Source organism: Bacteroides sp. B1-V-101 (assembly GCF_023656585.1).
Classification (GTDB): Bacteria; Bacteroidota; Bacteroidia; order Bacteroidales; family Bacteroidaceae; genus Bacteroides; species Bacteroides thetaiotaomicron.
In genome coordinates, this window is record NZ_JAMOKH010000053.1 from 16,991 (window position 1) to 40,924 (window position 23,934).

Annotated in this window: 29 protein-coding genes and 1 tRNA gene; 15 read left to right on the top strand and 15 right to left on the bottom strand. The window is 45.3% G+C overall.

Annotated elements, in window-relative coordinates:
• Positions 1–17: 17 nt before the first annotated feature.
• The 9 genes from traK to NBH01_RS24090 are packed head-to-tail and all read left to right on the top strand — an operon-like array spanning position 18 to position 6,888.
• Positions 18–641, top strand: a complete 624-nt coding sequence (gene traK / locus NBH01_RS24050) for a conjugative transposon protein TraK (RefSeq protein WP_005651612.1) — start codon at positions 18–20, stop codon at positions 639–641.
• 17 nt (positions 642–658) lie between these two features.
• Positions 659–985: a TraL conjugative transposon family protein gene (locus tag NBH01_RS24055; protein WP_117702332.1), complete on the top strand. Its 327-nt coding sequence runs from the start codon at positions 659–661 to the stop codon at positions 983–985.
• Positions 933–2,258: a conjugative transposon protein TraM gene (traM, locus tag NBH01_RS24060; protein WP_117830029.1), complete on the top strand. Its 1,326-nt coding sequence runs from the start codon at positions 933–935 to the stop codon at positions 2,256–2,258. The genes NBH01_RS24055 and traM overlap by 53 nt, the downstream gene beginning before the upstream one ends.
• A 41-nt stretch (positions 2,259–2,299) precedes the next feature.
• Positions 2,300–3,319, top strand: coding sequence for a conjugative transposon protein TraN (traN, locus tag NBH01_RS24065; protein ID WP_118023788.1), 1,020 nt, complete (start codon positions 2,300–2,302; stop codon positions 3,317–3,319).
• 1 nt (position 3,320) lies between these two features.
• Complete coding sequence (locus tag NBH01_RS24070) at positions 3,321–3,905, top strand: conjugal transfer protein TraO (RefSeq protein ID WP_117830027.1); 585 nt, start codon at positions 3,321–3,323, stop codon at positions 3,903–3,905.
• 3 nt (positions 3,906–3,908) lie between these two features.
• Complete coding sequence (locus tag NBH01_RS24075) at positions 3,909–4,802, top strand: DNA cytosine methyltransferase (protein WP_118023787.1); 894 nt, start codon at positions 3,909–3,911, stop codon at positions 4,800–4,802.
• 13 nt (positions 4,803–4,815) lie between these two features.
• Complete coding sequence (locus NBH01_RS24080; RefSeq protein ID WP_165859173.1) at positions 4,816–5,259, top strand: DUF3872 domain-containing protein; 444 nt, start codon at positions 4,816–4,818, stop codon at positions 5,257–5,259.
• Positions 5,256–5,825 carry a tRNA (adenine-N(6)-)-methyltransferase gene (locus tag NBH01_RS24085; protein ID WP_117830025.1) on the top strand — a complete coding sequence of 190 codons (570 nt, stop codon included), beginning with the start codon at positions 5,256–5,258 and terminating at the stop codon, positions 5,823–5,825. The genes NBH01_RS24080 and NBH01_RS24085 overlap by 4 nt, the downstream gene beginning before the upstream one ends.
• The gene (locus NBH01_RS24090; protein WP_117830024.1) at positions 5,818–6,888 is read left to right on the top strand and encodes a hypothetical protein; all 1,071 of its coding nucleotides are present in this window, start codon (positions 5,818–5,820) and stop codon (positions 6,886–6,888) included. Before NBH01_RS24085 ends, NBH01_RS24090 begins: the two co-directional genes overlap by 8 nt.
• Before the next feature lie 109 nt (positions 6,889–6,997).
• Here the strand turns inward: NBH01_RS24090 and NBH01_RS24095 are convergent, their stop codons facing one another.
• The 6 genes from NBH01_RS24095 to NBH01_RS24120 are packed head-to-tail and all read right to left on the bottom strand — an operon-like array spanning position 6,998 to position 9,128.
• Positions 6,998–7,228: a DUF3873 family protein gene (locus tag NBH01_RS24095; protein ID WP_117830023.1), complete on the bottom strand. Its 231-nt coding sequence runs from the start codon at positions 7,226–7,228 to the stop codon at positions 6,998–7,000.
• Positions 7,229–7,255: 27 nt separating this feature from the next.
• Entirely contained in the window at positions 7,256–7,843 is a 588-nt protein-coding gene (locus tag NBH01_RS24100; protein ID WP_117830022.1) for a hypothetical protein, read from the bottom strand.
• A 20-nt stretch (positions 7,844–7,863) separates the two neighbouring features.
• Positions 7,864–8,121: a DUF8466 domain-containing protein gene (locus NBH01_RS24105; RefSeq protein ID WP_005643513.1), complete on the bottom strand. Its 258-nt coding sequence runs from the start codon at positions 8,119–8,121 to the stop codon at positions 7,864–7,866.
• A gap of 18 nt (positions 8,122–8,139) precedes the next feature.
• Entirely contained in the window at positions 8,140–8,358 is a 219-nt protein-coding gene (locus NBH01_RS24110) for a hypothetical protein (RefSeq protein ID WP_005643512.1), read from the bottom strand.
• A gap of 6 nt (positions 8,359–8,364) precedes the next feature.
• On the bottom strand, positions 8,365–8,853 hold the full coding sequence (locus tag NBH01_RS24115; protein WP_165859172.1) for an SLOG family protein: 489 nt from the start codon (positions 8,851–8,853) through the stop codon (positions 8,365–8,367).
• An 11-nt stretch (positions 8,854–8,864) separates the two neighbouring features.
• On the bottom strand, positions 8,865–9,128 hold the full coding sequence (locus tag NBH01_RS24120) for a hypothetical protein (protein ID WP_117702383.1): 264 nt from the start codon (positions 9,126–9,128) through the stop codon (positions 8,865–8,867).
• Positions 9,129–9,694: 566 nt separating this feature from the next.
• On the opposite strand from NBH01_RS24120, the gene NBH01_RS24125 reads away from it, so the two are divergent.
• Positions 9,695–9,967, top strand: a complete 273-nt coding sequence (locus tag NBH01_RS24125) for a hypothetical protein (protein ID WP_007754727.1) — start codon at positions 9,695–9,697, stop codon at positions 9,965–9,967.
• Positions 9,968–10,192: 225 nt separating this feature from the next.
• Here the strand turns inward: NBH01_RS24125 and NBH01_RS24130 are convergent, their stop codons facing one another.
• The 7 genes from NBH01_RS24130 to NBH01_RS24160 form a co-directional block, all read right to left on the bottom strand.
• Entirely contained in the window at positions 10,193–10,522 is a 330-nt protein-coding gene (locus NBH01_RS24130; protein WP_118023786.1) for a hypothetical protein, read from the bottom strand.
• A gap of 1 nt (position 10,523) precedes the next feature.
• Entirely contained in the window at positions 10,524–11,444 is a 921-nt protein-coding gene (locus NBH01_RS24135; protein WP_117830019.1) for a ribonucleotide-diphosphate reductase subunit beta, read from the bottom strand.
• Positions 11,445–11,546: 102 nt separating this feature from the next.
• Positions 11,547–11,960, bottom strand: coding sequence for a virulence RhuM family protein (locus tag NBH01_RS24140; protein WP_117830018.1), 414 nt, complete (start codon positions 11,958–11,960; stop codon positions 11,547–11,549).
• A 45-nt stretch (positions 11,961–12,005) separates the two neighbouring features.
• The gene (locus tag NBH01_RS24145) at positions 12,006–13,265 is read right to left on the bottom strand and encodes a site-specific integrase (RefSeq protein WP_016661971.1); all 1,260 of its coding nucleotides are present in this window, start codon (positions 13,263–13,265) and stop codon (positions 12,006–12,008) included.
• A 274-nt stretch (positions 13,266–13,539) separates the two neighbouring features.
• A tRNA-Lys gene (locus NBH01_RS24150) sits at positions 13,540–13,612 on the bottom strand.
• A 94-nt stretch (positions 13,613–13,706) separates the two neighbouring features.
• A complete protein-coding gene (locus NBH01_RS24155) occupies positions 13,707–14,840 on the bottom strand; it encodes an AI-2E family transporter (protein ID WP_008764031.1) in 1,134 nt (377 codons plus the stop codon).
• Positions 14,841–14,859: 19 nt separating this feature from the next.
• Positions 14,860–15,459: a thymidine kinase gene (locus tag NBH01_RS24160; protein ID WP_008763837.1), complete on the bottom strand. Its 600-nt coding sequence runs from the start codon at positions 15,457–15,459 to the stop codon at positions 14,860–14,862.
• Positions 15,460–15,600: 141 nt separating this feature from the next.
• Here NBH01_RS24160 and NBH01_RS24165 point away from each other — a divergent pair, with 141 nt between their 5' ends.
• The 5 genes from NBH01_RS24165 to NBH01_RS24185 all read left to right on the top strand — a co-directional run bounded on the left by NBH01_RS24165 (position 15,601) and on the right by NBH01_RS24185 (position 19,412).
• Positions 15,601–16,326, top strand: a complete 726-nt coding sequence (locus NBH01_RS24165) for a DUF8457 domain-containing protein (protein WP_048692620.1) — start codon at positions 15,601–15,603, stop codon at positions 16,324–16,326.
• Between the two features lie 6 nt (positions 16,327–16,332).
• A complete protein-coding gene (rsmI, locus tag NBH01_RS24170) occupies positions 16,333–17,007 on the top strand; it encodes a 16S rRNA (cytidine(1402)-2'-O)-methyltransferase (RefSeq protein WP_048692613.1) in 675 nt (224 codons plus the stop codon).
• Between the two features lie 34 nt (positions 17,008–17,041).
• Positions 17,042–17,896, top strand: a complete 855-nt coding sequence (locus NBH01_RS24175; protein WP_008763834.1) for a Cbp1 family collagen-binding glycoprotein adhesin — start codon at positions 17,042–17,044, stop codon at positions 17,894–17,896.
• A gap of 102 nt (positions 17,897–17,998) precedes the next feature.
• Positions 17,999–18,691, top strand: a complete 693-nt coding sequence (locus NBH01_RS24180; protein WP_195380824.1) for a YjjG family noncanonical pyrimidine nucleotidase — start codon at positions 17,999–18,001, stop codon at positions 18,689–18,691.
• A 61-nt stretch (positions 18,692–18,752) separates the two neighbouring features.
• The gene (locus NBH01_RS24185; protein ID WP_010535335.1) at positions 18,753–19,412 is read left to right on the top strand and encodes a MarC family protein; all 660 of its coding nucleotides are present in this window, start codon (positions 18,753–18,755) and stop codon (positions 19,410–19,412) included.
• Positions 19,413–19,540: 128 nt separating this feature from the next.
• Here the strand turns inward: NBH01_RS24185 and NBH01_RS24190 are convergent, their stop codons facing one another.
• Both NBH01_RS24190 and NBH01_RS24195 read right to left on the bottom strand, forming a co-directional pair.
• Positions 19,541–20,950 carry a RagB/SusD family nutrient uptake outer membrane protein gene (locus NBH01_RS24190; RefSeq protein WP_113747844.1) on the bottom strand — a complete coding sequence of 470 codons (1,410 nt, stop codon included), beginning with the start codon at positions 20,948–20,950 and terminating at the stop codon, positions 19,541–19,543.
• Between the two features lie 19 nt (positions 20,951–20,969).
• Complete coding sequence (locus NBH01_RS24195; protein WP_195568457.1) at positions 20,970–23,879, bottom strand: SusC/RagA family TonB-linked outer membrane protein; 2,910 nt, start codon at positions 23,877–23,879, stop codon at positions 20,970–20,972.
• Between the last annotated feature and the right edge of the window lie 55 nt (positions 23,880–23,934).

Here is a 23,934-nt window from a genome sequence, read left to right on the forward strand (position 1 = left end):
TAAAATCTTAGAAACATATGGAATTTAAGAGTTTGAAGAATATAGAAACGAGCTTCCGGCAAATCCGCACGATGGGTATCGTGTTCGTTTCGCTCTGTGCTCTGGTTACCGGCTATGCTCTCTGGAGTTCCTACCGGTTCGCCGAACGGCAGAGGGAGAAAATCTATGTGCTGGACAATGGGAAGTCCCTGATACTTGCTCTTTCCCAAGACCTTTCGCAGAACAGGCCGGTGGAGGCGAAAGAACATATCCGGCGTTTTCACGAGCTGTTTTTCACCTTGTCGCCCGACAAGGCGGCTATCGAGTCGAATATCCGCAGGGCGTTGTTCCTGTGCGACGAGAGTGCGTTCCGCTACTACAAGGACTGGGAGGAAAAGGGGTATTACAACCGTATAATCTCGGCCAATATCAACCAGAGCATCCGGGTGGACAGCGTGGCGTGCGACTTCAACAGCTACCCGTATGTGGTAACGACCTACGCACGGCAGTCGCTGGTCAGGTCAAGCAACATCACGGAACGGAGCCTTGTAACCCGTTGCCGGCTGTTGAACTCGGTCAGGTCGGACAATAACCCGCACGGCTTCACGATGGAGCAGTTCAATATCGTGGAGAACCGGGATTTGAGAACCATTGAACGATAACTTAAAAAAGACAGGAAATGAACCGATTGAAAAAATGGATCAGGTACGTGCCTGACAGGATAGACGACGGACTCCGCTATCTGTGCGGACGGATGTCGCCCGATGTACGGCTCGTCTGCGTGGTGGTCATGCTCACCGGCTTCGGCTGTCTGTCGATATACATGACGGTATCTTCGATATACCGCATCGGCAGGCATGAGGGGGAGCAGTTGCAAATGGAGCATATCAGGCGGATGGAGCTGTACAGGGGGATAAACAAGGATAGTATAAACATTAAAAACCAGGTGGATTATGGAGAACCTAAAAAATCAGGAACGGCAACCGGCGAACGCTGCAACGCCTGAAAAGGCGGAAGAGAAAGGGCAAACGCCGAAACAGGGGAAGAAAGAGGCCAGACCTCTGACTCCGGAAGAGATGCTCAAGCGGAAGAAGATGCTCGTGTATCCGTTGTTCTTTCTCGTGTTTCTGGGAGCGATGTGGCTGATATTCGCTCCTTCGGACAGCGACGAGCCATTAAGGGAGGGATTCAACGTGGATGTTCCGATGCCGGAGGACAAGGGGCTGCTGTCGGATAAAAAGACCGCCTACGAACAAAGTGCCTTTGAAAAGAAACAAAAGGAGAAAATGAACACGCTTCAGGATCTGGCGGTATCACTGGAACAGGAAGAGCCGGCAGCGGACGAAGTATTCCTGACGGAAGAGGACACGGACAATGGCAGTCCGTCTATCCGTTCCTCGGCCAATGCCTATCAGGACATCAACCGGCAGTTGGGCAGTTTTTATGAAACACGGCCTGCGGAAGATGACCAGAAAACACTGGAACTGGAATGGCGCATTCAGGAGCTGGAGCGTCAGGCGGAGGAAGAGCGCAAGGCCAGAGAAAACAGCGAGGAGCAACTGCGGCTGATGGAGAAGTCTTACGAGATGGCGGCAAGGTACATGCCGGGCGGCGGTGAAACCAAACAGGTCGCCGTGTCCTCCTCTACGGGTAAAACGCCAGTCTGCCCGGTTACGCAGGTAACGGAACGGGTGGTCAGCCTGCTGGCCGCACCCCTGTCCGATGAAGAGTTTGCCAGACAGTACGGCAAACCCAGAAACATGGGTTTCCACACGGTGGGGACAGTCCGGAGCCGTACGGAAAGGAACGGTATCCGTGCCTGTGTGTACAGGACGGTAACGGTTTCGGGAAGCGACGGTCAGGAAGTGGGTCTGCGCCTGCTGGAGCCGGTGCAGGCCGGGGAGTTGTACATACCCGCCAACACGATACTGACCGGCACGGCGAAAATCAGCGGTGAGCGCATGGAAATCACCGTTTCTTCGATTGCCTTTCAGGGAACAATCCTGCCGGTGGAACTGGACGCTTATGACACGAGGGGCATGAAGGGCATTGAGGTCAGGGGATCGCAGGAGCTTACCGCCGTCAAGGAGATGGCGGCCAACATGGGCTCGGCAATGGGAAGCAGCATCAACATCTCCACCAATGCCGGCGCACAGTTGGCTGCGGACTTGGGCAAAGGGGTGATACAGGGCGCATCGCAATACCTTTCCACAAAGTTCAGGACTGCCAAGGCGACTTTGAAGGCGGATTACGAGCTACTGCTCGTGTCAAGGCAATAAACGGTTAAAATCAATTTATCAATCAAGAAAAAACAACAAGCATGAAAAAAGTAATTTTAATGATGGCTTTTGCCATTGGTATGACCGGTGCGTATGCACAAAAGACCGTGAAAGTGGAAAAGACGGGAAATGACACGGAAGAAACGACAGATTCCGGAGAAACGGAAACCATGCCGCTGCCGGATAAGGAGGACGCAAGGCGCAGTCCGTCCACCGGTGATCTGTTTGACGGGCTGACACGCCCGGTGGCATTCGACCGGATGGTTCCTCCATACGCTTTGGAGGTGACATTCAATAAAACGGTACACCTTATCTTCCCGGCTGCTATCAAGTATGTGGATCTGGGATCGGCGGACATTCTTGCCGGTAAAGCGGACGGTTCGGAGAACGTGCTTCGGGTGAAAGCGGCGTTGAGGGACTTCTCCCGTGAAACGAATCTGGCGGTGATCACGGATGACGGCAGCTATTATACATTCAATGTGAAGTATGCGGACGAGCCGACCAAGCTGAATATCGAGATGAAAGACTTCATCCATGATGGCGAGGCGGTGAACCGGCCGAACAACTCTCAGGAAATCTACCTTACGGAACTCGGCAGCGAGTCCCCGCTGCTGGTACGGCTGATCATGAAGTCCGTCTATGACAACAACAAACGTCTGGTGAAGCATATCGGCTGCAAGCGCTTCGGCATCCAGTATATCCTGAAGGGGATTTATACGCACAACGGTCTGCTTTATTTCCATACGGAACTGAAAAACGCTTCCAACGTGTCGTTCTCCGTTGATTTCGTTACTTTTAAGGTGGTGGACAAAAAGGTTGCAAAACGTACCGCCATTCAGGAACAGGTTATCGTGCCGCTTCGTGCCTTCAACTATGTAACGGCGGTTGATGGAAAAAGCAAGGAACGGACGGTATTTACCCTGCCCAAATTCACCCTTCCGGATGACAAGCAGCTGGTTGTCGAGATGAACGAGCAGAACGGGGGAAGGCATCAGCGGTTTATTCTGACCAACGCCGAGCTGATCCGTGCCAGAGTCATTAACGAGCTGAAGGTGAAATAGTATGAAAAGGGTATCTGTTATTATATGTATGTTTTTGTGCTTTGTCCTGACGGACAAGGCACATGCCCAACGTTGCCTGCCCGGTACAAAAGGGCTGCGTATTACCGCCGGTATGACGGACGGTTTTCACACTGCGGACAAACGTAACGAGCTGGGTTACCATTTCGGACTGGGAACGGACAGATATGTGAACGGCTGCCATAAGTGGGTATTCGGGGGCGAGTATCTCCAGAAGTATTATCCATACAAGGACATACGTGTCCCGGTTTCCCAATTCACTGCGGAAGGCGGCTATTATTATAATTTCCTTTCGGATGCCAACAAGGTGTTTCTCTGCTATGCCGGCGGTTCGGTGCTGGCAGGATATGAAACCGTGAATTGGGGCACAAGTACGTTGTTCGACGGCTCACGCCTGTGTGCCGGGGATGCGTTTGTCTATGGCGGTGCGGTATCGCTGGAGATAGAAACCTACCTTGCCAACCAGGTGGTATTGCTGTTCCATGTCCGTGAGCGTTGCCTCTGGGGAAATGACAGCGGACACTTTCATTTCCAGTTCGGGGTGGGCGTCAAATTCATAATTGATTAGGGCATGGTTCTTTTGGAATTATTTTCGGGTATTGGCGGCTTTAGTAAAGGATTGCAGGCTGCCGGATACTCGTTTGAGAAAATATATTTCTCGGAGATAGAAAAAAATGCAATCGCCAACTTCAAATACAATTTTCCTTATGCGGAACATATCGGATCGGTTACAGAAATCGGAACAGCGGAAATCGGACATCCCGACATCATCACTTTCGGAAGCCCTTGCCAGAATTTTAGTTCAGTCGGCGACGGCAGCGGGCTGCGTGGAGAGGCAAGTTCCCTTGTCAGGTATGCTGTCGAAGCCGTCGGGAGATTCAGACCTGACGTTTTTATCTGGGAGAATGTTAAGGGAGTCTTCTTCGCAAAGCATCGATCAGATTTTTGGAGCATTATCAAAGCGTTTGCCGACATTGGCGGTTATCGACTTGAATGGCAACTGTTTAATACGGCATGGTTTCTACCCCAAAACAGAGAGAGAATCTACCTTGTCGGACGTGTTGCAGACCGGTGTACCGGAGATGTATTTCCTTTCCCGGCGCCGGGTGGAGGGAATCATCCGTGCAGGAAAGACACGGTTCATTCCCATACCTGCGGAACGATAACACGTAACTATTACAAACAGCCCAATTTCGGCAATTATCTGATAAACCTGCAACCGGGGGAAACTTTTGACGGACAGCCGAACGAAAAACAGAAATCCCGAATCCGTATGCTGACGGAAGTGGAGTGCGAACGCTTGCAAGGGTTTCCCAATGATTTTACCAGATACGGAATTATCAACGGGGAAGTGAGGGAAATCTCACGAGCCAACCGGTATGCGATGCTCGGCAATGCCGTGAGCGTACCGGTGGTACGTGCCGTAGCGGAACGCATCAGAAATAGTACTGTTTTAAACGATTAAATTTTTAATGTGTATGAAAAAGATGATAGAAACATTGTTTATTGTTACATTCATGCTTGTCGGTATGATATGTGTAACCGCCTGTTCTGACAAATTGGACGTTCAGCAGGTGTATGAGTTTGATTTGGCGACCTTGCCGGTGCAGACGACAATCGTAAAGGGCGAGGAAGCGGAAATTCGTTGTCAGCTTGTAAGAAGCGGCGAGTATCAGGACACCAAATACTTCATCAGGTACTTCCAACCGACAGGCAAAGGGGAACTTCGCATGGAGGACGGTATGGTGCTATTGCCAAACGACCTGTATCCGTTACCGGAAGAAACGTTCAGACTCTATTACAAATCACTTGACACAGACCAGCAGAAAATAGATATTTACATTCTTGATTCCTTCGGTCAGGTTGTACAAAAGTCTTTTGCCTTTAATAATGAAGAAGATGAAAAGGAGGATACCGAATGATTTATGCCGGATATACCCCGAAAAAAAGCAGCGACGAGCAGTATACTCCGGCTTATGCGGTGGCTCCTATAATCAAATATATACCCGAAAATAAAATAGTCTGGTGTCCGTTTGATACAGAGCATAGTGAGTACGTGCTTGCGCTGAAAGCCGCCGGTATCAGAGTGGTTCACTCCCATATCCTTACCGGTGAGGACTTCTTCGTTTACGAGCCGGAAGAGTGGGATCTGATTGTTTCCAATCCTCCGTTCAGTATCAAACAGAAGGTTGTGGAACGCTGCCTTGCACTCGGCAAGCCGTTTGCGTTACTGCTTTCCAATCTTTGGCTGAACAGCAGTGCACCGGTTCACTTGTTCCGAGAAAAGGAGATGCAGATGTTGTTGTTCGACAAACGTATCCAGTTTACGGAAAAGAACGCTGCCTATTTCGGATCAAGTTACTTTTGTTGGGAAGTCCTCCCAAGACAGATTGTGTTTGAGAATCTGAACCGTTCCAAATATGAAGAGAGCCGGATGGCTGATGACATGAGGAAATTGATAAAACCTTTAATGAACGGGCATGAATAGGAAACAGGAAGATGCGGATATAAAATCAGTACAGGAAAATCCCGGATATTTTCGGGATCTTCCTCCGGAACGTAAAACTGAGAATGTATGCTGGCACGCTGTCAATGCCGACAGTGCCAATGTGCGTCATGTACCGGAAGAAATGTTCTCCTACGAGATTGTCGGTATGGCTCTGACAAACAAACCCGATTCCATACATGATATGCCTTGTGGGGTACTGAAGTGCTTTTTGCCGTTGATTCTGGAAGATGACCGGTATCTCCGGGAGGCACTGCCGAAAGACGGCATACCTTTGGAGGTATATGAGGAGATGGTCAGACGGAACGGAAAGGCTCTGGAATATGTGCCTGAAGGCATGAGAACACCGAAAATCTGCCGTACCGCATTATCAAAAGTAAAGCACGATCCGGCTGTGCTGTTGCCTTATGTTCCTTATCCCGACATTTGTCTGGAGATTATGAAATTGCTTGAAGGGAAATGGAGATGTTCGGATTTGATGCGTTCTGTCCGGTGGAACATTATAGATGACCGGATGGCGGAATATGCTGTAAGTAGGGACGGCTATGCAATTTCGTCTGTGCCGGTACACCTGCAGACGGAAAAAATGCTCTGTCAGGCTGCCGCCGATACCTATAATTCGGCATTGCAGTTGAAAAGCATAAGGTATGATCTGAAGACTGAAAAAGCATATCTTGCGGGAATGGACAAAAATGTACCGGAAAGTTTTCTGAACATCCCACCCGATAAAAGAAGTGCGGGAATCTGCCTTCAAGCGGAAAAGTGGTATCCGGAACTATTGAAAAAGCAACCGGAACTGATTCCCGATATTGTCAGAAACAGCTGTAACGTATATTCTCTCAATCACAAAATGGAACAATGCACGGGCACAAAGTTCTCTGTCGGGCAGATAAAAAAACTGTATGACGGGAAGGCTTTGCCTGTTAAGGAAATTTGGACTCCGAAGGGGGTAATGAAAGATGTGGCGGTTTCCTTTGACAAAAGGCTGAAAGAGTTCAACTTTTCACCTGTCAGACAAATCAAAAGAAAAGGAATAAAACTATGACATGTGAACTCTCCTTGCAGACAACCGGCAAGGAGAGTTCTTTGGTGCAAATGGTTAATAACTCTCTCTCAATCTTATTACATATTATTATATCTTGTTTTTCAGATATTTATTGTTCTGTCATATACTTTCTTTGTTTTTGAATCAACCATTCATCACGTTTCTGTCTGCACTCTTCCAATGTGGGCTTCACACAGGAGAAAAGTTCGTTGTCTGCCGTGTCCCTGTAATCATAATGGTAAAACGTGCGGCTTTTCCGTCTTACGGTCATTTGGAATTTTTCATATTTCTCACCCGCCTTGCAGGTTGAAACTCCGTTCTTGTTCATTTTTGTTGCCATAACTTATGATTTTATAGTTTGTGAATATTAAAACAGGCTTAACTGTCGGGGCTGTGTGTATTTCCGCTTGAGTTCCAACAGTTTTTCTTTCAAACTGCGGATAACCTTCGGGTTGTAATTGCTTCTGTCGGAAACAGACCAACATTCCGCTTTGTTGTATTGTCGTTCCAACAGGCGGATGCCTTGCCGGACAGCTTCCTTATAATCTCTGACAGGCTCATCCCAAACGGACGGGTGGCTGCCGCCTCCGGCTGTGCCGGTACACCAGTCGATGGATACCGCATACGTCCCGTCAACGGATTGCCCGATATGGATCGTGTTGGAAGTATCCAATTTGATTTCTTCAACTATCGGTAACATACCATTAATCCAACCGTGTTCGTTGAACCGCTTGCCGACATAGCCGAAAATCAGCCCTCTTTCATACGTGCGTACATTGAGTATGATATGTCGTACACTCTTGCCGAAACTTTCGAAGTAGGCGATTTGTTCCGTGTCATTGCGGCGTAGTGCCAACAAGTACCGGAGGACTGTGCTGCGTTCCACCCTGCAAGGACTGTATTCTACAATCTCCTGCAATTTCTCTTCTCGTGTCATTTGAAATATTGGCTTCATGTCATTTATGTATTAGAGGATTAAAATGTCGCAATGAATAACCGGCTTTGGATGAACTGCACGCTTCCTTTGGAAATGCGCTGGTTGCACCAGAAATGGTGTGAGCCATAGCCGTAGGTGAAAAATTCGTCCAGTTCGGTCGTTTCCCGAAGTTTGTCAATGGATTGGCGGAGTTCCTCTTCCGTCCGGCAAAAGAGAAGGGTATTTACCAGTCGGATAAGGAGTGCAGGGATTTTCTCATCCCATGCACAAATTACGGTTTCAAATGTTACATTCATATTTTCCTGATTTATTCATTAGACAGTCATCTTTAAAATCTCTCTCCAGTATATCGGCTCTACCTCACTGAGAAGAAAGTCGATAAAATCTTTTCTCGCCTCTTTACACAATTCCCGGTAAAGTTCTCCAAAAGTGGTGATGTTGCCGTTCAGGTAGGTTTCCACCATATACTCGAAAATGTTGTTTACCTCGTAATATCTGCACTGCTGTGCGACAGTCCTGCTATATCGTTTCATAAGGCTTTATTTATAAAGGTTTATAATGTTTCTGTTCATCATCCGTGCTTTTCCTACGGTATAATAAGTACCGCCATAGGGCTGCTTGTCCCAATAGGCCAGGACGATTTCGGAGTTGTCAATCAGGTAGTCGTTCCTGTGATGGAAGCACCCTTTGCAGTAATCTTCCCTGAGAATGACCGTTTCATCGGCAGTTTTCATTATCCGGTCGTATAAGGACTTGTTCTCCGGGCGGTATCTGTCTGACTGCCGGCGGAACGGCACAACGGCAATGAGCCGAATATCCGTGTATTTCATTTTGAGGTCGGCTACCGCTTGGGCTGCAAGCAAATCAAAGCCTTCCGCCATTCCGCTTAGAAAGTAACGATAGCCCAGACTATACAACCTTTTCACTTGCGAAACTATATCCAGATAAAGATACAGCATACGGACTTGGAAGATACGCTCTGAACGGTGTCCGGTGAACGCTACTGATTTTGTAATATCCATTGTCATAACTGTGTGCATTAAAGTATTAATAACCAAATGATAATCCCGACTACGACAGCAAAGGAAAGAATGGAAACCAGACAACCCCATGCGAAGCGGATCACGTCCGTTATCAGTTCTTTTACGAGCCACAGACCGATAAACCACGCCAAAAGACTGCCACCGTACAAACTCCAACAGAAGCCTGAAAGAATGAGCCGAACCGACCAGCCAAACAATTTATGCAGAGGCAGATTGAGTCTGTTCTTATTTCCGTTATGTATTTCTCTTGCTGTTTTCATAATCACGACATTTTTTTTATGCATTGACGAGTTGAGCTGACTTATTTCATGTGCGTCAAAAGGTAGGGTTCAGGAAAAACAAGGTTTTTGGAAAAAATACCTCGTGCCATTTATGGCGCAGGGAAGATTTTTTTCAAAACCGGAACGGCTTGACCTTGTTTTTCCGTTAAGAACCCGAAGTACCTTTGCACTTGAATAAGTTAGTTTAATTCGTTCCTTTGTTTTAAATGTGGAGTGATGGCTACTGAAAACAGTGAGAGAAATACCCCGAAGGAAGTTAGCCTTAAACTTTGCTTAGAATCATTGTGTTATAAATCCTTTATGCATAAAGCGGTGATTAATACGAAAAAATTTCTACCTTTGTGTTAGCGATGCAAATAGCATCGTGTAATGTGTTCGTTTACCAACGTTCGGAAATCGCCAATTTCAAAAGTGTGAAGGTAAATGAACCGGGTAGGTTATACTTTGACGTAACCTGTCGGTTCACTTTACACTGGGTGTTTGGCGATACCTCGAACGTAGTATCCGGCAGCGTTACGTCAATTTAATATAATAACCTTATTGTTATGGATTTACAATCGACTCCCCTGAAAGGAATAGTCCGGTCTTCAGAAGATGGGCTTTTCTATCTGTTTCCCATTCAGAGTTTATCTACATTACAAGAGATGAAAGGGCATTTGACCTGTGCGATAGATGTCTTGAGTAATCCGGATGAAAATGATACGGAAAAGCGTTTGGACGCAGTTCGGACATTGAACAGCCTTGTTGCTGCGTTGAGCGTTAATGACGGCGATTACTATGATGCGATAGATATTGCCTTTGAGGAAATCAGAGAGTAAAAATATACAGATAATAATAAAAGCCTTCCTATTTCAAAAACGGAAAAAAGAAAGGTGTTGTACCGGGCAATGTGGGATTCATCACGCTTGCTTGTACAACACTTTTCTGCGATTTTGTATGGATGAAAGATCGCTCCGGTTTCGGAGAAATGGGAACGTTCTTTCTACCGATAATGATGCGGCTTTTATTCCGCTATCGAGGTTGAGGATTAGAATGGAAGAACTTCATCCGTTATTCATCTGTTCCTGTTCATGCTCTTTACGCCGTTTTTCTTTTTCCTTCTTTTTTTCTTTATCCTTTATTTCCTGTTCTTTAAGTATTTGTTTCAGGGGCTTGACTATATCAGGACGTTCCTTTTTGAAACGTTTATAGAAGATCTCTTCTATAAATTCCGGTAAGGGGGCTTTCCACGACTCTTGCCGGTGGTTGTCTATCTTGCCGAGTTTGTCGGGGTTGAGTCCAAGTTCACGTGCCATTTGTACATGGGTATCCGATAGCCGGTGTTTCTTTTGGGCGACTATCCATTTTTCGATCTGGGATTTCTTGATTGCCATATTACTTTTGATTTTCAGATTTTACTGTTTTACCTAAAAACAAACCGGTAACGGATTTTGCGCCGAGTTGTATCAGTTTGCGTTTCATTTGCGTGAAATTCTCGCCGGAAGAGATAATGTCATCTATTAAAAATACGTCCCGGCCTTTAAAATAATCGGGATGAAAGATCAAGTTGGATAACTTGTCTTGTCCGTGAGTTCCTTTCATCTGCTCACGGTCTTCTTTTATCCATGTGGCACGAAAACCGTCCACAACTTTAAGCCGATGTGAGAGAAGGCTGCAAAAACGGGCAAAACGGGTGATGTTCCGTTCACGGGTTGCCGCCGGTATGGGGATCAGCACGGCGTTGGCGGCTTTCTCTTTAAAGAACGGCATCCGAGCGATACAAAGCGAGAAGATCTTGGCGACAAGGGCTGCTTGTCGGCCTTCCTTAAATCTAAATACCAGATTACTCGTCTTTCTGTCGAATACCGATATGTCCTTGCATCTGGTCGGGTAATAATCGTGAATATAGAAACACAGTGCTCCGTCGATACGCATCTTGCCTTTGAAGTGAGTATTGTACGGGAAGAACCGGCGCACGAAATCGCTCTCGAAAGTAAAGCGGAGTATGTCACGCCAAAGGATGAGCGTGGTTTCATCCTGTACACGATAGAGTTCTCCGTTGATGCTTTCTTTATCCGACAAACCAATGCCGATTATCAGGCGGTCATTAAAAGCGTCTTTTGATACAATATACCAATCAAAGGATTGGCAGATGCCCACGATGTCACAATCATTGGAACAAAGGAAGTAGAAGGTATTGTCGGGTTTCTGGATAATCAGAAACTCGCCGGACATTTCGGAAAGGTGGAAATAGTTGCCGACATGGGCTTCCTCTACTTCGCTGAAGGATATGGATATGGTAAGGTTTTCTATCATGACACTGTTATTTGGTGTAAAGATAGGATTTTCAGGAGAAAAAAAAAGCCTTGCCCGTCGGATTTTCGGGCAAGGCTCGCTATTTACAGGCTTCTATGCACATCAGTTATAAGAAATGGTTGTCCGGTTGCTGCCGGGATTGAAAACGACAAGGACTTCGGGCTTTTTCTCTTGCAGGCGTTTGTACTCGCACAGGGAGTTGAGTACCCATTCACGGAACAGTTTCGTGCAATAGGTGTTGATGCGGAAGCTGAGAAATATGATCGCTTCCAGATTATAATAGGTAACGATGCTTTTGTCCTGTTTCTCGGTTATGGTCACGTCGCCGTCATAAAGCAGGTGGGATTTGAAGATGGAGCGCACATTGGCGTCTATTGTCTGCACGAACACTCCGAACAGACGGGCAAGTTCGTGCTTGGTCATCCATACGTTGCCGTTCTCTATCTTTACACTGACGATGGGTTGTTCATCCTTGTTTTCCAAACCGGTGATGGTGATGTATCCTCTATTTTCCATAAGGCGTTGTTTTTAAATGGTGTGACAATATAATGATTTGTTTATTCATACAGCGTTTTGCGTCGTACCTTTTTGCATACTTTTAAGTTTTCGATCCAGCATATTCATGTCATGGCTCAACTTTCTATCCACCACACGGGCATAAATCTGTGTGGTCTGAATGTTGGTGTGTCCGAGCATCTTGGACACGCTCTCAATGGGAACGCCTTTGGTAAGGCAGATTTCCGTCGCAAACGAATGCCGGGCAAGATGGTAGGTGATCCGCTTGTTGATCTGGCAAATAGCAGCTATCTCCGCCAAATATTCATTCATCTTCTGGTTACTGATTACCGGAAGCAGTTTTCCGTTTTTCAACTTGCCCTCATATTTGGCGAGAATATCCAACGGTATTTGCAGTAGGGGAATGAATGATTCCACTCCGGTTTTACCCCTGTCTTTCATAATCCACTTCTTGCCGTCCACACCGATCTTTATGTCCTCACTTGAAAGCGTATAGATGTCACAGTAAGGCAAACCGGTATAACAGCTGAAGATGAAAGCATCACGCACGTGTTCCAACCGCTTTGACTTGAACTCCTTGTAATAGATCGTGTCGATTTCCTCCTGCGTGAGATACCCTCTGTCGGTCTTGTCAAAATTGAACTTGAAATTCCCGAATGGATCGATAAAGCTCAATCCACTTTTCTGGGCGAACAACAGTATCGTATGGAAACGTTGTACAAATTTCATGGCGGTGTTGTTGCTTACCTCACATTCCTGACGCAAATAAAGGTAGAAGTTCTCGATGTGGGTAACGGTGATTTCCTTCACGGGAATGTCCGACAACTTGTATTCCTTCTGCAAGAACTCTATCATCCGCTGCTTGGTCAGTTCGTAGCGGGAATAGGTCTTTTGCGTGGCAGTCTTGCCGACCTTCTTTGCATACTGTTCATTGTGCTGGGTGAAGTAGCTGATGAGCGTTTTCTCCTTTTCCTCCAATCCCAGGAATGCGTTCCTGATTTTTTCCGGCAGTGCGTAACCGTCCACGTTCATCATGCGTGTGTAGTGCATGGTGATGGCCGAACGTATCTCGTCCAGTGTCTTGTTAAGTGAGGATACCCTGAGGTTTTCTTTCTTGTCCGCACTCTGTTTGTTGATGACGGCTCTTCCCGCTTTCGTGTCCCAATTGTCGGGGTGTATGTCCAGCTTGCTGCTGAATTGCACCTGATCACCGTCCACCGTGATGCGCACCATAATTACTACATGACCGTTTTTCTTCGGTTCGTTCTTCTTTAAATAGAAGAGTGTTTTGAATGTCGATTTCATACCGTAACTCCTTTCTTGTTGCAAAGTTAATTTGTTCATTCCGTAACGGCTATGACTTTCGACTGCCAATATTCGACAAATGAGCGACTTACCTATAAATTCGTTACGGTTTTTATCGTAACGGAAAACCGTAACGAATTAGTAACGATTAATCTTCACAGGGTGGCTTTTTGAGGTCTTTTTTCTGTCGTAGGCGGGTAAGAAAAAAGCTCCTTAAACCACTGGTTTAAAGAGCTTTGTCTTAGTTTGTCGGAGTATTTTCATTTCTCCTAAGTGATCCAGCTGGGGCTCGAACCCAGGACCCCAACATTAAAAGTGTTGTGCTCTACCTGCTGAGCTACTGAATCAATCCTTATTTGCGAATCAGTTATTTCCTGATTGCGGGTGCAAAGGTAGTTACTTTTATTTAATTTGCAAGTGTTTCGTAGAAAAAAGTTCCAATTATTTTTCCTCTTTATCGCTTGTTTCTTGATTATCAGTAGTTTCTACTTCATCATATTTTATTCTTTCTTTGTTGATAATAAAGCGTTGATAGTAGGAAAGCATCAAAGTGGTCAGAGGCAAGGCAATGATCATGCCCAGCATTCCCATTAATGAACCCCATATAGAAAGGGATAAAAGGATGATGGCAGGATTCAGCCCCGTAATCTTTCCCATGATTTTGGGGACGAGGAAAGTATCCTGTATAATTTGGACGATGGCGAAGACTGCCAGTGCGCATGCAATGATAATCCAGAAATTCTCTCCCGTATCGGCTGCTTTGAGGATCGCCAATAGGACCGTAGGGAGGAAACCGATGATTTGCAGGTAAGGAACCATATTAAGCGCTCCAATGAAAAGCCCCAGAGCGATAGCCATCGGAAAATCGATAATAAGGAAGCCTATACTGAACAGAATCCCCACACAAAAGGCAACCAGTGCCTGACCGCGGAAATATCGGTTCATGCCGTCCTGCACATCATGTACGAGGTTGGATGCGAAGGTACGATACTTGTTGGGCAGCAGATGCAGCCATCCTTCGGCTATGACTTCATAATCCAGCAATATAAAGATTACATATAATAATATGATAAAGGAGGCGAGAATGCTAAACAGGATATTGAGCGACTCCGCAAGCAGGGCCCACACTCTGGGCACCGTATCTTTGATGGCTGCAAGAATATTCTCTTCGCTTAATATACGGTTGAGCGCCTGAAGATCAATATTCTCATGAATGAATTCGGAAAGATTCTTGGGCACATTATTCCCGGCTCCATTGGTGAGGTAGGTTACCAGTAAGTCATTCATCCTGCCTATTTCCGAAACCATGGGAGGCACCAACAAATAAAATAAGGATACTCCGACAAGAGTAATCAGAAACAAGGCGCAGAAGATAGAAACAATACGGCTCTTTAACCGTAGCTTATACTGGAAAAACTTGACTAACGGATAAACCATGTAGGCGATTAGCCAGGCTATAAAGAAAGGTAATAACACTCCGCTGAGCCGTTCCACGAGCATTAGTATCCCTACCACCAGTACACATCCGATGGAACCACGTATAAAACTGTCGAATGTTATCTTCTTTCTTTCCATATCTGTTTTAATATAGAGTTTATATCTTCTGTCCGTCCTCTCCCCGTGCACGGAGGTAGCACTCCCTGCAAAGCGGCTCGTATTCGGCTGTTTCTCCTAGAAGTACCTGCTTGTCATTCTTGACGGTACGATGAGAGAAAGATGCCAGATCACCGCACTTCACGCAGATAGCATGAACCTTGGAGACCTCGTCGGCAATGGCACATAATTGAGGCATCGGTCCGAAGGGATTCCCTTTGAAGTCCATATCCAGTCCGGCGATGATGACACGGATGCCGTTATTGGCAAGCTGTCTGCATACGTCAATCAGTCCGTCATCAAAGAACTGTGCTTCGTCGATGCCGACTACATCTATTTCAGAAGTGAACAACAGGATACTAGCCGATGAATCGATAGGGGTGGACGCGATGGAATGACTGTCGTGTGATACCACGTCTTCTTCCGAATAACGGGTGTCGATGGCCGGTTTGAATATCTCTACACGCTGGCGTGCGAACTTGGCTCTCTTCATTCTGCGAATCAGCTCCTCCGTCTTTCCGGAGAACATTGAACCGCAGATTACCTCTATTCTACCTCTTCTTCTGGTCTCTTGTATGTGGTCTTCTGAAAATAATACCATGTGATTTTTGTGCTTTCTTGATTAAATAAATGAATGGACAAAGGTAAACAATTCGATGTACAAGAACTGTTAAATTATCCATTATTTTAAGTTATTGCATAAATTATTCCTACATTCGCACCATAATAACAATGGATGGAAATGAAACAGAAGCTATTAACAGATATTGAGCTGGATGTTCATGAGCTGAAGCTACTCATGAATACGTTTTCTAAAGAGCCGACTCAGACTTTGTCTGAACTGTTGAAGCGGAGCATCCTACGTATGCAGGAGCGTTTGGAACAGTTGTCGGAAGAGATAAGTGCTGTGCCGGTGGAAGCTTCGCCTTCTCCTGTAGCGGAAGCGGAAACAGAAGCCCCCATTCCCATTGTTGAAGAACAAGCTCCTGTAATAGAGGAAGTTGAATGTTCGGCGATAGAAGAACCGGTCGTGGAAGAGAATGAAGCGACAGCACCGGGAGAAGATGAACCTGTGATAGTACAGGAACCGCAGACTGTTGTGGAAGAAACAGTAATTGAGGAACCTGTTGTCGAAGACGAAATGGAAGAGAAAGAAGCGGAAGATGAGTCGGAAGACGACGAATCGCTTCTGATAGAGGAGCCGAAAGCTGCCGTATTGGGCGAAAGCATAAAGATGGCTGCCGGATTACGTCATTCCATCAGCCTGAATGATTCTTTCCGTTTCTCACGTGAGATATTCGGCGGAGACCCTGAACTGATGAACCGTGTTATCGAGCAGATATCAGTCATGAGTTCTTATAAGACTGCCGTGGCATTTCTTGCCTCGAAAGTCAGCGTAAACGAAGAGAATGAGGCGATGACCGACTTTCTGGAGTTGCTAAAAAAGTATTTTAATCAATCAGCATAAAAGTTTATGGGAAAGTTATATGTAGTACCTACGCCGGTAGGAAATCTGGAGGACATGACCTTTCGGGCAATCAGGGTGCTGAAAGAGGTCGATCTGATTTTGGCAGAGGATACACGTACTTCCGGTATTTTGCTGAAACACTTTGAAATAAAGAATGCAATGCAATCTCACCACAAATTTAATGAACATAAAACGGTGGAAAGTGTTGTTAATAGAATAAAGGCAGGTGAAACCGTGGCATTGATTTCGGATGCCGGAACACCCGGGATTTCTGATCCGGGATTTTTGGTAGTCCGCGAATGTGTGCGCAACGGTATCGAAGTGCAATGTTTGCCGGGAGCGACAGCTTTTGTTCCGGCATTGGTAGCATCGGGACTGCCGAATGAAAAGTTCTGCTTCGAAGGGTTCCTCCCTCAGAAGAAAGGACGACAGACACGACTGAAGGCATTGGCAGAAGAACATCGTACTATGGTGTTTTATGAATCGCCTCACCGCTTGTTGAAAACGTTGACACAGTTTGCCGAATATTTCGGCACTGAACGTCAGGCAACCGTGTCTCGCGAAATTTCCAAACTCCACGAAGAAACCGTTCGGGGAAGTTTGGCGGAATTGATAGAACACTTTACCGCTGCCGAGCCCCGGGGCGAGATTGTGATAGTATTAGCAGGAATAGACGATTAAAATAACTTCATTTAAAAACGTAAAACGTAAACGTATGAAAAAGTTAGCAGTTTTATTTATGTGCGCAGCCATGTTGGCTTCGTGTGACTTTAAAGGTGGAAGCAAAGACCTTAAGGCTGAAAATGACTCTCTTTTAATGGAATTGACACAGCGTAACGCTGAATTGGATGATATGATGGGAACTTTCAATGAAGTGCAGGAAGGATTCCGTAAGATCAATGCTGCCGAAAGCCGTGTGGACTTGCAGCGTGGTACTATTACCGAAAATTCAGCCAGTGCCAAGCAACAGATTGCTTCTGACATCGAATTCATCTCCAAGCAAATGGAAGAAAACAAAGCTCAGATTGCAAAACTGGAAGCTCAGCTGAAAAACAGCAAGTACAACTCTACTCAGATGAAGAAAGCTGTAGAAGCTCTGACTGCTGAATTGAAAGCTAAACAACAACGTATCGAAGAACTTCAGACTGAACTGGCGTCTAAGAACATTCGTATCCAGGAACTGGATGCTGCTGTCAGCGACCTGTCTGCTGCCAAAGAATCTTTGGCTGCCGAGAACGAAGCGAAAGCTAAAACCGTTGCCGAACAGGATAAGAGTCTGAATGCCGCATGGTTCGTATTCGGAACAAAATCAGAGTTGAAAGCCCAGAAGATTCTTCAGAGCGGTGACGTGCTGAAGAGCGCTGATTTCAACAAGGATTATTTTACTCAGATCGATATCCGTACAACAAAAGAAATCAAGTTGTACTCCAAACGTGCTGAACTGTTGACTACTCATCCGACAGGTTCTTATGAACTGGTGAAAGATGACAAAGGCCAGCTGACTTTGAAAATTACTAATCCTGCCGAATTCTGGAGCGTATCCAGATACTTGGTTATTCAGGTAAAATAAGGTAGACATACCTGGTTAGAATTGCCAATGTGCTGATTCCTGAATTCAAGAAATTAGCACATTGGCTTTTTTATTTCTCATATTATATATATCACGGAGCCAATGAAATATAAAAATCTCTTTTTTGACCTGGATGACACCATCTGGGCTTTCTCACGAAATGCACGCGACACCTTTGAAGAAGTATATCAGAAATATTCATTTGACCGCTATTTTGATTCATTCGATCATTATTACACACTGTATCAACGACGCAATACCGAACTCTGGCTTGAATATGGAGAGGGAAAGGTGACAAAGGAGGAACTGAACCGCCAGCGTTTCTTTTATCCCTTACAGGCAGTAGGAGTGGAGGATGAGGCTTTGGCTGAGCGTTTCTCGGAAGATTTCTTTGCCATTATTCCTACCAAAAGCGGTCTGATGCCCCATGCCAAAGAAGTGTTGGAGTATCTTGCGCCGCAATATAATTTGTATATCCTTTCCAATGGTTTCCGAGAGCTGCAGTCGCGTAAGATGCGTTCGGCAGGAGTAGATCGTTATTTTAAGAAGATCATTCTTTCGGAGGACCTCGGCGTATTGAAGCCCTGGCCCGAAATCTTTCATTTTGCTTTATCTGCCACCCAGTCCGAGTTACGCGAATCGTTAATGATCGGTGACAGTTGGGAAGCCGATATTACCGGAGCGCATGGGGTAGGGATGCATCAGGCTTTCTATGATGTGACGGAACGAACCGCTTTTCCTTTTCAGTCTACCTATCATATCCATTCACTGAAAGAATTAATGAATTTATTGTAGGTTTTATGGATTAAGTCGTATTTTTGTTGCATTTAATAAATGTATAAAATACGATAACATCATGGATAGTACGCTTCTGCCATTTGCCTTACTTTGTTTTACTTCGTTCTTTACGCTGACCAATCCTTTGGGGACAATGCCGGTCTTTCTGACCATGACACACGGAATGACAGATAAGGAGCGGCAGGCTATTGTGCGCCGTGCCACCATCGTGTCGTTTATAACGTTGATGGTGTTTGTCTTTGCCGGGCAGTTCCTTTTCAAATTCTTCGGTATCTCTACCAATGGTTTCCGTATTGCCGGTGGAGTAATTATCTTTAAGATTGGTTTTGATATGCTTCAGGCACGCTATACTCCGATGAAACTTAAAGACGAAGAGATCAAAACCTATGCCGATGACATCTCCATTACTCCTCTTGGAATTCCGATGTTGTGTGGTCCCGGGGCTATCGCTAATGCCATCGTTTTGATGCAGGACTCTCATACTTACGCCATGAAAGGTATATTGATCGGAACAATCGCTTTGATTTATCTGCTGACGTTCTTTATTCTCCGTGCTTCCACCCGACTGGTGAAAGTACTGGGAGAGACCGGAAATAATGTGATGATGCGTTTGATGGGATTGATTCTGATGGTGATTGCAGTGGAATGCTTTGTGAGTGGAGCGAAGCCGATATTGGCGGATATTGTGAGAGAAGGGCTGAGCGGTATCTGCAAGTAGAAGTCTGTATTGTGGGGAGGAACGGATAAGATTACACTCATGTGTAAATTCGGAAATGGAAAATAAAAAGCGAGCCCGTTTAACTGCTTAAAGTTAAACGGGCTCGTTATTAAAATGGTTTCAGTGTATTAGTAGCCTTCGTTTTGTTTCAGCTTACCGTTAGATACATTGATCTCGGAAACCGGAATAGGCATTACAGTACGATAGTCGTCATAGTTGATCGGACCGGCCGGAACCTGAGCATTCGTTACTGCCTTTTTGTTTCTCCATGTATCCCAGGCGTTATGACCTTCACCATAAAGTTCCAGTCTGCGTTCTGTCAGAATATCATCGATAGTAACAGAAGCAACATCTTCATAGTCGGCTATTCTTTGCTTACGCAAGTCATTGATATAGCTGGCAGGATCAGCACCACCTGCTTTTAATGCAGCTTCTGCGGCGATCAGATATACTTCGGACAGGCGGATTACTTTCGGATTATTTACATATATTTCTCCGTCGCGTCCCGGATACTTCTGGATATACCAGCCTTCGTTATCTCCACCGTCGCTTTCTTCAGCAATCAGAGTGCTGCGAACATCGTCCGGACGTTCTTGAAGGAAAGTTTTGAATGCATCGGTGATACCGGCTTCTGCATAACCTTCGGCATGTGTGTAGAATCCGAGAGAGTTACGTTGTGCATTGTAGAGTGAGGTAATCAGGAACTCGAAAATGCTTTCACTACTTCCAACTTTGGTCCATACTGTTTCGTATTCGTCTCTGGTGTACAGCTTGTATGGAGATTTTTCGATTACATATTTGGCGTCCTCAAGTGCTTTACTGTTCTCATTCATGTAGAGATATGCACGGGCTCTCAGTGCACGGGCTCCCCAATAGTCGATATGACCGGCAGTTACTACCTTGCTGGTTTCAGGAAGATTATCCAATGCAGTCTTCAAGTCATCCAGGATGGTTTCGTAAGTTTTCGCAATAGTAGCTCTTTCTGCTGTATATCCGGATTCGAAAACTTCTGTAGACAATACGATACCCGGATCGCTAGCCTGTGCATTGCCAGGAAGTTTAGCGAATAAGCGGGCCAAGTCAAAGTGGAAAAGTGCCCGCAAAGCATACAATTCGCCTACCTGAACATCAACTTCAGCTCCTTCCAGACCGGATTTCTTAACTCCCTCCAAAACTTTGTTTATTCTTGCCAGAGAAAGATAAAAGCGTTTGTAGAAATAGTATGAATCAGAACTATTCTTAGTAGCCTGGTAAGCATATACATCGACTGTTTGCTTATTGCTACCGATGGCTTTGAAGTCGCTGCCTCTTTGGTCGGCGTACAAGAAGAAATCACCTGCGTAGCTGCCACGTGGATTAGTTCCTGCGTCTATAGAAGAAGTCTGAGACTCATAAACACCGTTAACTGCAAACTGTAAATCTTCGAGAGTCTTAATAGCACCTTCTGAAGGCCATTCACTGGAAGGCACTTTGTCGAAAGTATCGCATGAGGATACTGCCAACGTCAGTAATAGAATGGGTAAATATATTTTTTTCATTATTCAGTCTGTTTATAGATTATAATTTGATATTAATGCCGAATACACAGCTTCTCAATGCCGGTGTATCTGCCTGACGATAACCATTGATCGCTACATCCGGGTCAATGTTTTTAGTCTTCGACCACAACATAGCCAGGTTGTTTGCTCTGAAGTAGATGCGGAAGTTGGAAATGTGCTTCTTCAATACCGGCAGAGTATATCCTACTGTCATTTCTCTCAGACGAATATTGTCAGTCGATTTGATTGTGCGGCTTGAGAATCTGTCCCAACGATAAGGGTTAGCGTAGATAGGCATCGGGTTGTCTACTTTATCACCCGGATTTTTCCAGTAGTTTCCGGCTACATCTTCTGACAGGTTCATGGAACCGATTCTTACGCCATCATGATGAGAGAAATATCCCGGATAATCGAACATGTCACCACCAAACTGGTAAGTGATCAGGAATGACAGATCAAAGTCTTTGTATGTGAAAGTGTTGCTGAATCCACCGATAACATCAGGCAATGCTTTTCCTACAATTCCCTTACCTGCTTCGGAGTAGTCATTTACCACTCCCTTTGAGTGATCTTCAGGATCTAACCAGAATTCTCCCAGACCTGTTTCAGGATTTACACCTTTCCATTCGGGCAGATAGAATGTATACATTGACTCTCCCTCACGGTGCAGATACATTTCTCCGTCTCCATACTGGATATCTTTTCCTTCAGGAAGTTTGTCTACCAATGCACGTTGGTAAGTCAGGTTGAAGTTTGAAGTCCATGTAAAGTTCTTGTTGCTGATATTTTTAGAATTGAGTTCCAATTCGAAACCATCGTTCTTCAAAGCACCCAGGTTTTCCCAACGGGAGTCAAAACCGGTGATTAATGAAGTTGGTACTTCGAACAGCAAATCCGTAGTCTTCTTATTGTAATATTCCAGAGACAAATTTACGCGATCGTACATATTCCATTCAATTCCCATATTGAAGTTCTTGGATTTTTCCCAGCTTAATTTGTCGTTAGCCATTCTTGACCAGTAAATAGCGGGAGCACTTCCATATCCGGAACCTGTATACAGGTCCATGTAACCATAGTAATCTGAGGGCAAGTTACCGTTTGTACCATAAGATGCTTTGATCTTGAAGTCGGTAAATAACGGCATATCTTGCATAAATCCTTCTTTGCTCATTCTCCATGCACCGGATACAGACCAGAAACTAGCCCAACGGTTGTCTTCACTCAAACGTGATGAACCATCACGGCGGAAACTGGCAGAAAGATAATACTTATTATCATAGTTATAATTGCCACTTGCAAAGTATGACATCATGCCGGCTCCCTTGGTTGAACTTGCAGCCTGGTCCGGTTGTCCGTTTGCCAATTCGGGATAGTGGCTTGAATAACGTTTGGCAACAGTTACAATCTGCAGCAGGTCTCTGTTTTCAACTTCGAAACCGGCCATCAAGTTCAGATTGTGCATATCTTTAAAAGTATCCGTGTAGTTTAATGTAGAAGAGCTGGTAGCTACGCGGCTTTCGAATGTATAACGAGAACCCATTCCGCTGACGGAACCACCGTTAACGCTGTTGCGATCCCAATATTCAAAGTGCTTGTTGTCTACATAGTCATAACCAAAGATAGAGTTAAGTGATAACTTATCACAGAATTTGATTGTTACATCTGCATTGGTCATGCTGCGGAACATTTTTGTCTGAATCCACTCCAGAGCTGTATCGCTGTCTTTACCACCTAGCATCAGATGCGGGTTGGTAACTTTACCCCATGCTGCATTTTTATTATATGAACCATCTTCATTCTTTACCGGAGCAGTCGGGTCCATTGCGAATAAAATACCTATCGGAGAAGAAGTACCCATTCCCTGGGCCTGGTCTCCCTGGTCGCGGAAACCATCTTGCGATGTAGCGGCTATCATTTGCTTGAGAGCTACGTTCAGCCAGTTATTTACTTTGTGATTAACGTTCAGACGACCGGAGATACGTTCGAAGTCACTACCAAGAACGATACCCTCGCTCTTATTGTAGCCAACTCCGGCGTAGAACTGAGTCTTTGACGAACCACCGTTGATAGATACCTGGTGATCTTGAGTGAAAGCAGTACGATAGATTTCTTTCTTCCAGTTCGTATTTACTTTACCGGATGGGTCATGGATAAAGTCAGCGACAGTAGCCGGTGAGTCGAGCAGAGGAATGAACATATCACCTCCGTTATCGATGTTGTTCAATGCTGCTTGTTTGCTATCTGTTATTCCGTAAGTAACCAGACAGTTGGCTAATGATTCACGGGTGTAGTCAATCAAGTCGGCTGATCCCATCATATTGAAAGCATTTACAGCCATCTTGTTCCAGCCTACTTCACCTGAATAGCTGACATTCGTTTTTCCTTCTTTACCTTTCTTTGTGGTAATAATGATAACGCCGTTTGCGGCACGTGAACCGTACAATGAAGCAGCAGCGGCATCTTTCAGAACAGTCATGCTCTCGATGTCTTCAGGATTCAGTGTACTCAATACGCTTTGAGTCTTACCGTAGTAGTTCATGTCGTCATCAGCTTTTGTTACAACACCGTCAATAACATACAACGGGCTTTTAGAAGCACTGATAGAACCGACACCGCGAATGTTGATTTCGGCCATAGACCCTGGGTCACCAGTTGCTGAGGCTGTGCGCACACCTGCCATTTTACCGGACAATGCCTTGTCAAAAGACTCTTTGGAACCGGAAACGATTTTATCTGCCTTAATGACAGCAGCTGATCCTGTGAATGAAGATTTCTTCGCAGTACCATAAGCCACAACAATTACCTCATCAAGATTTTGTGCATCGGATTTCAGTGTAACTTTCACCATTGGCTTGATTGCCACTTCTTGTGTTTGCATACCAATATACGAAATCTGCAAAGTCTTTGCAGAACTTGGTACGTTCGCCAAATTAAAATTACCATCGATGTCTGTGATTGTACCTTGAGTAGTACCTTTTACCAAC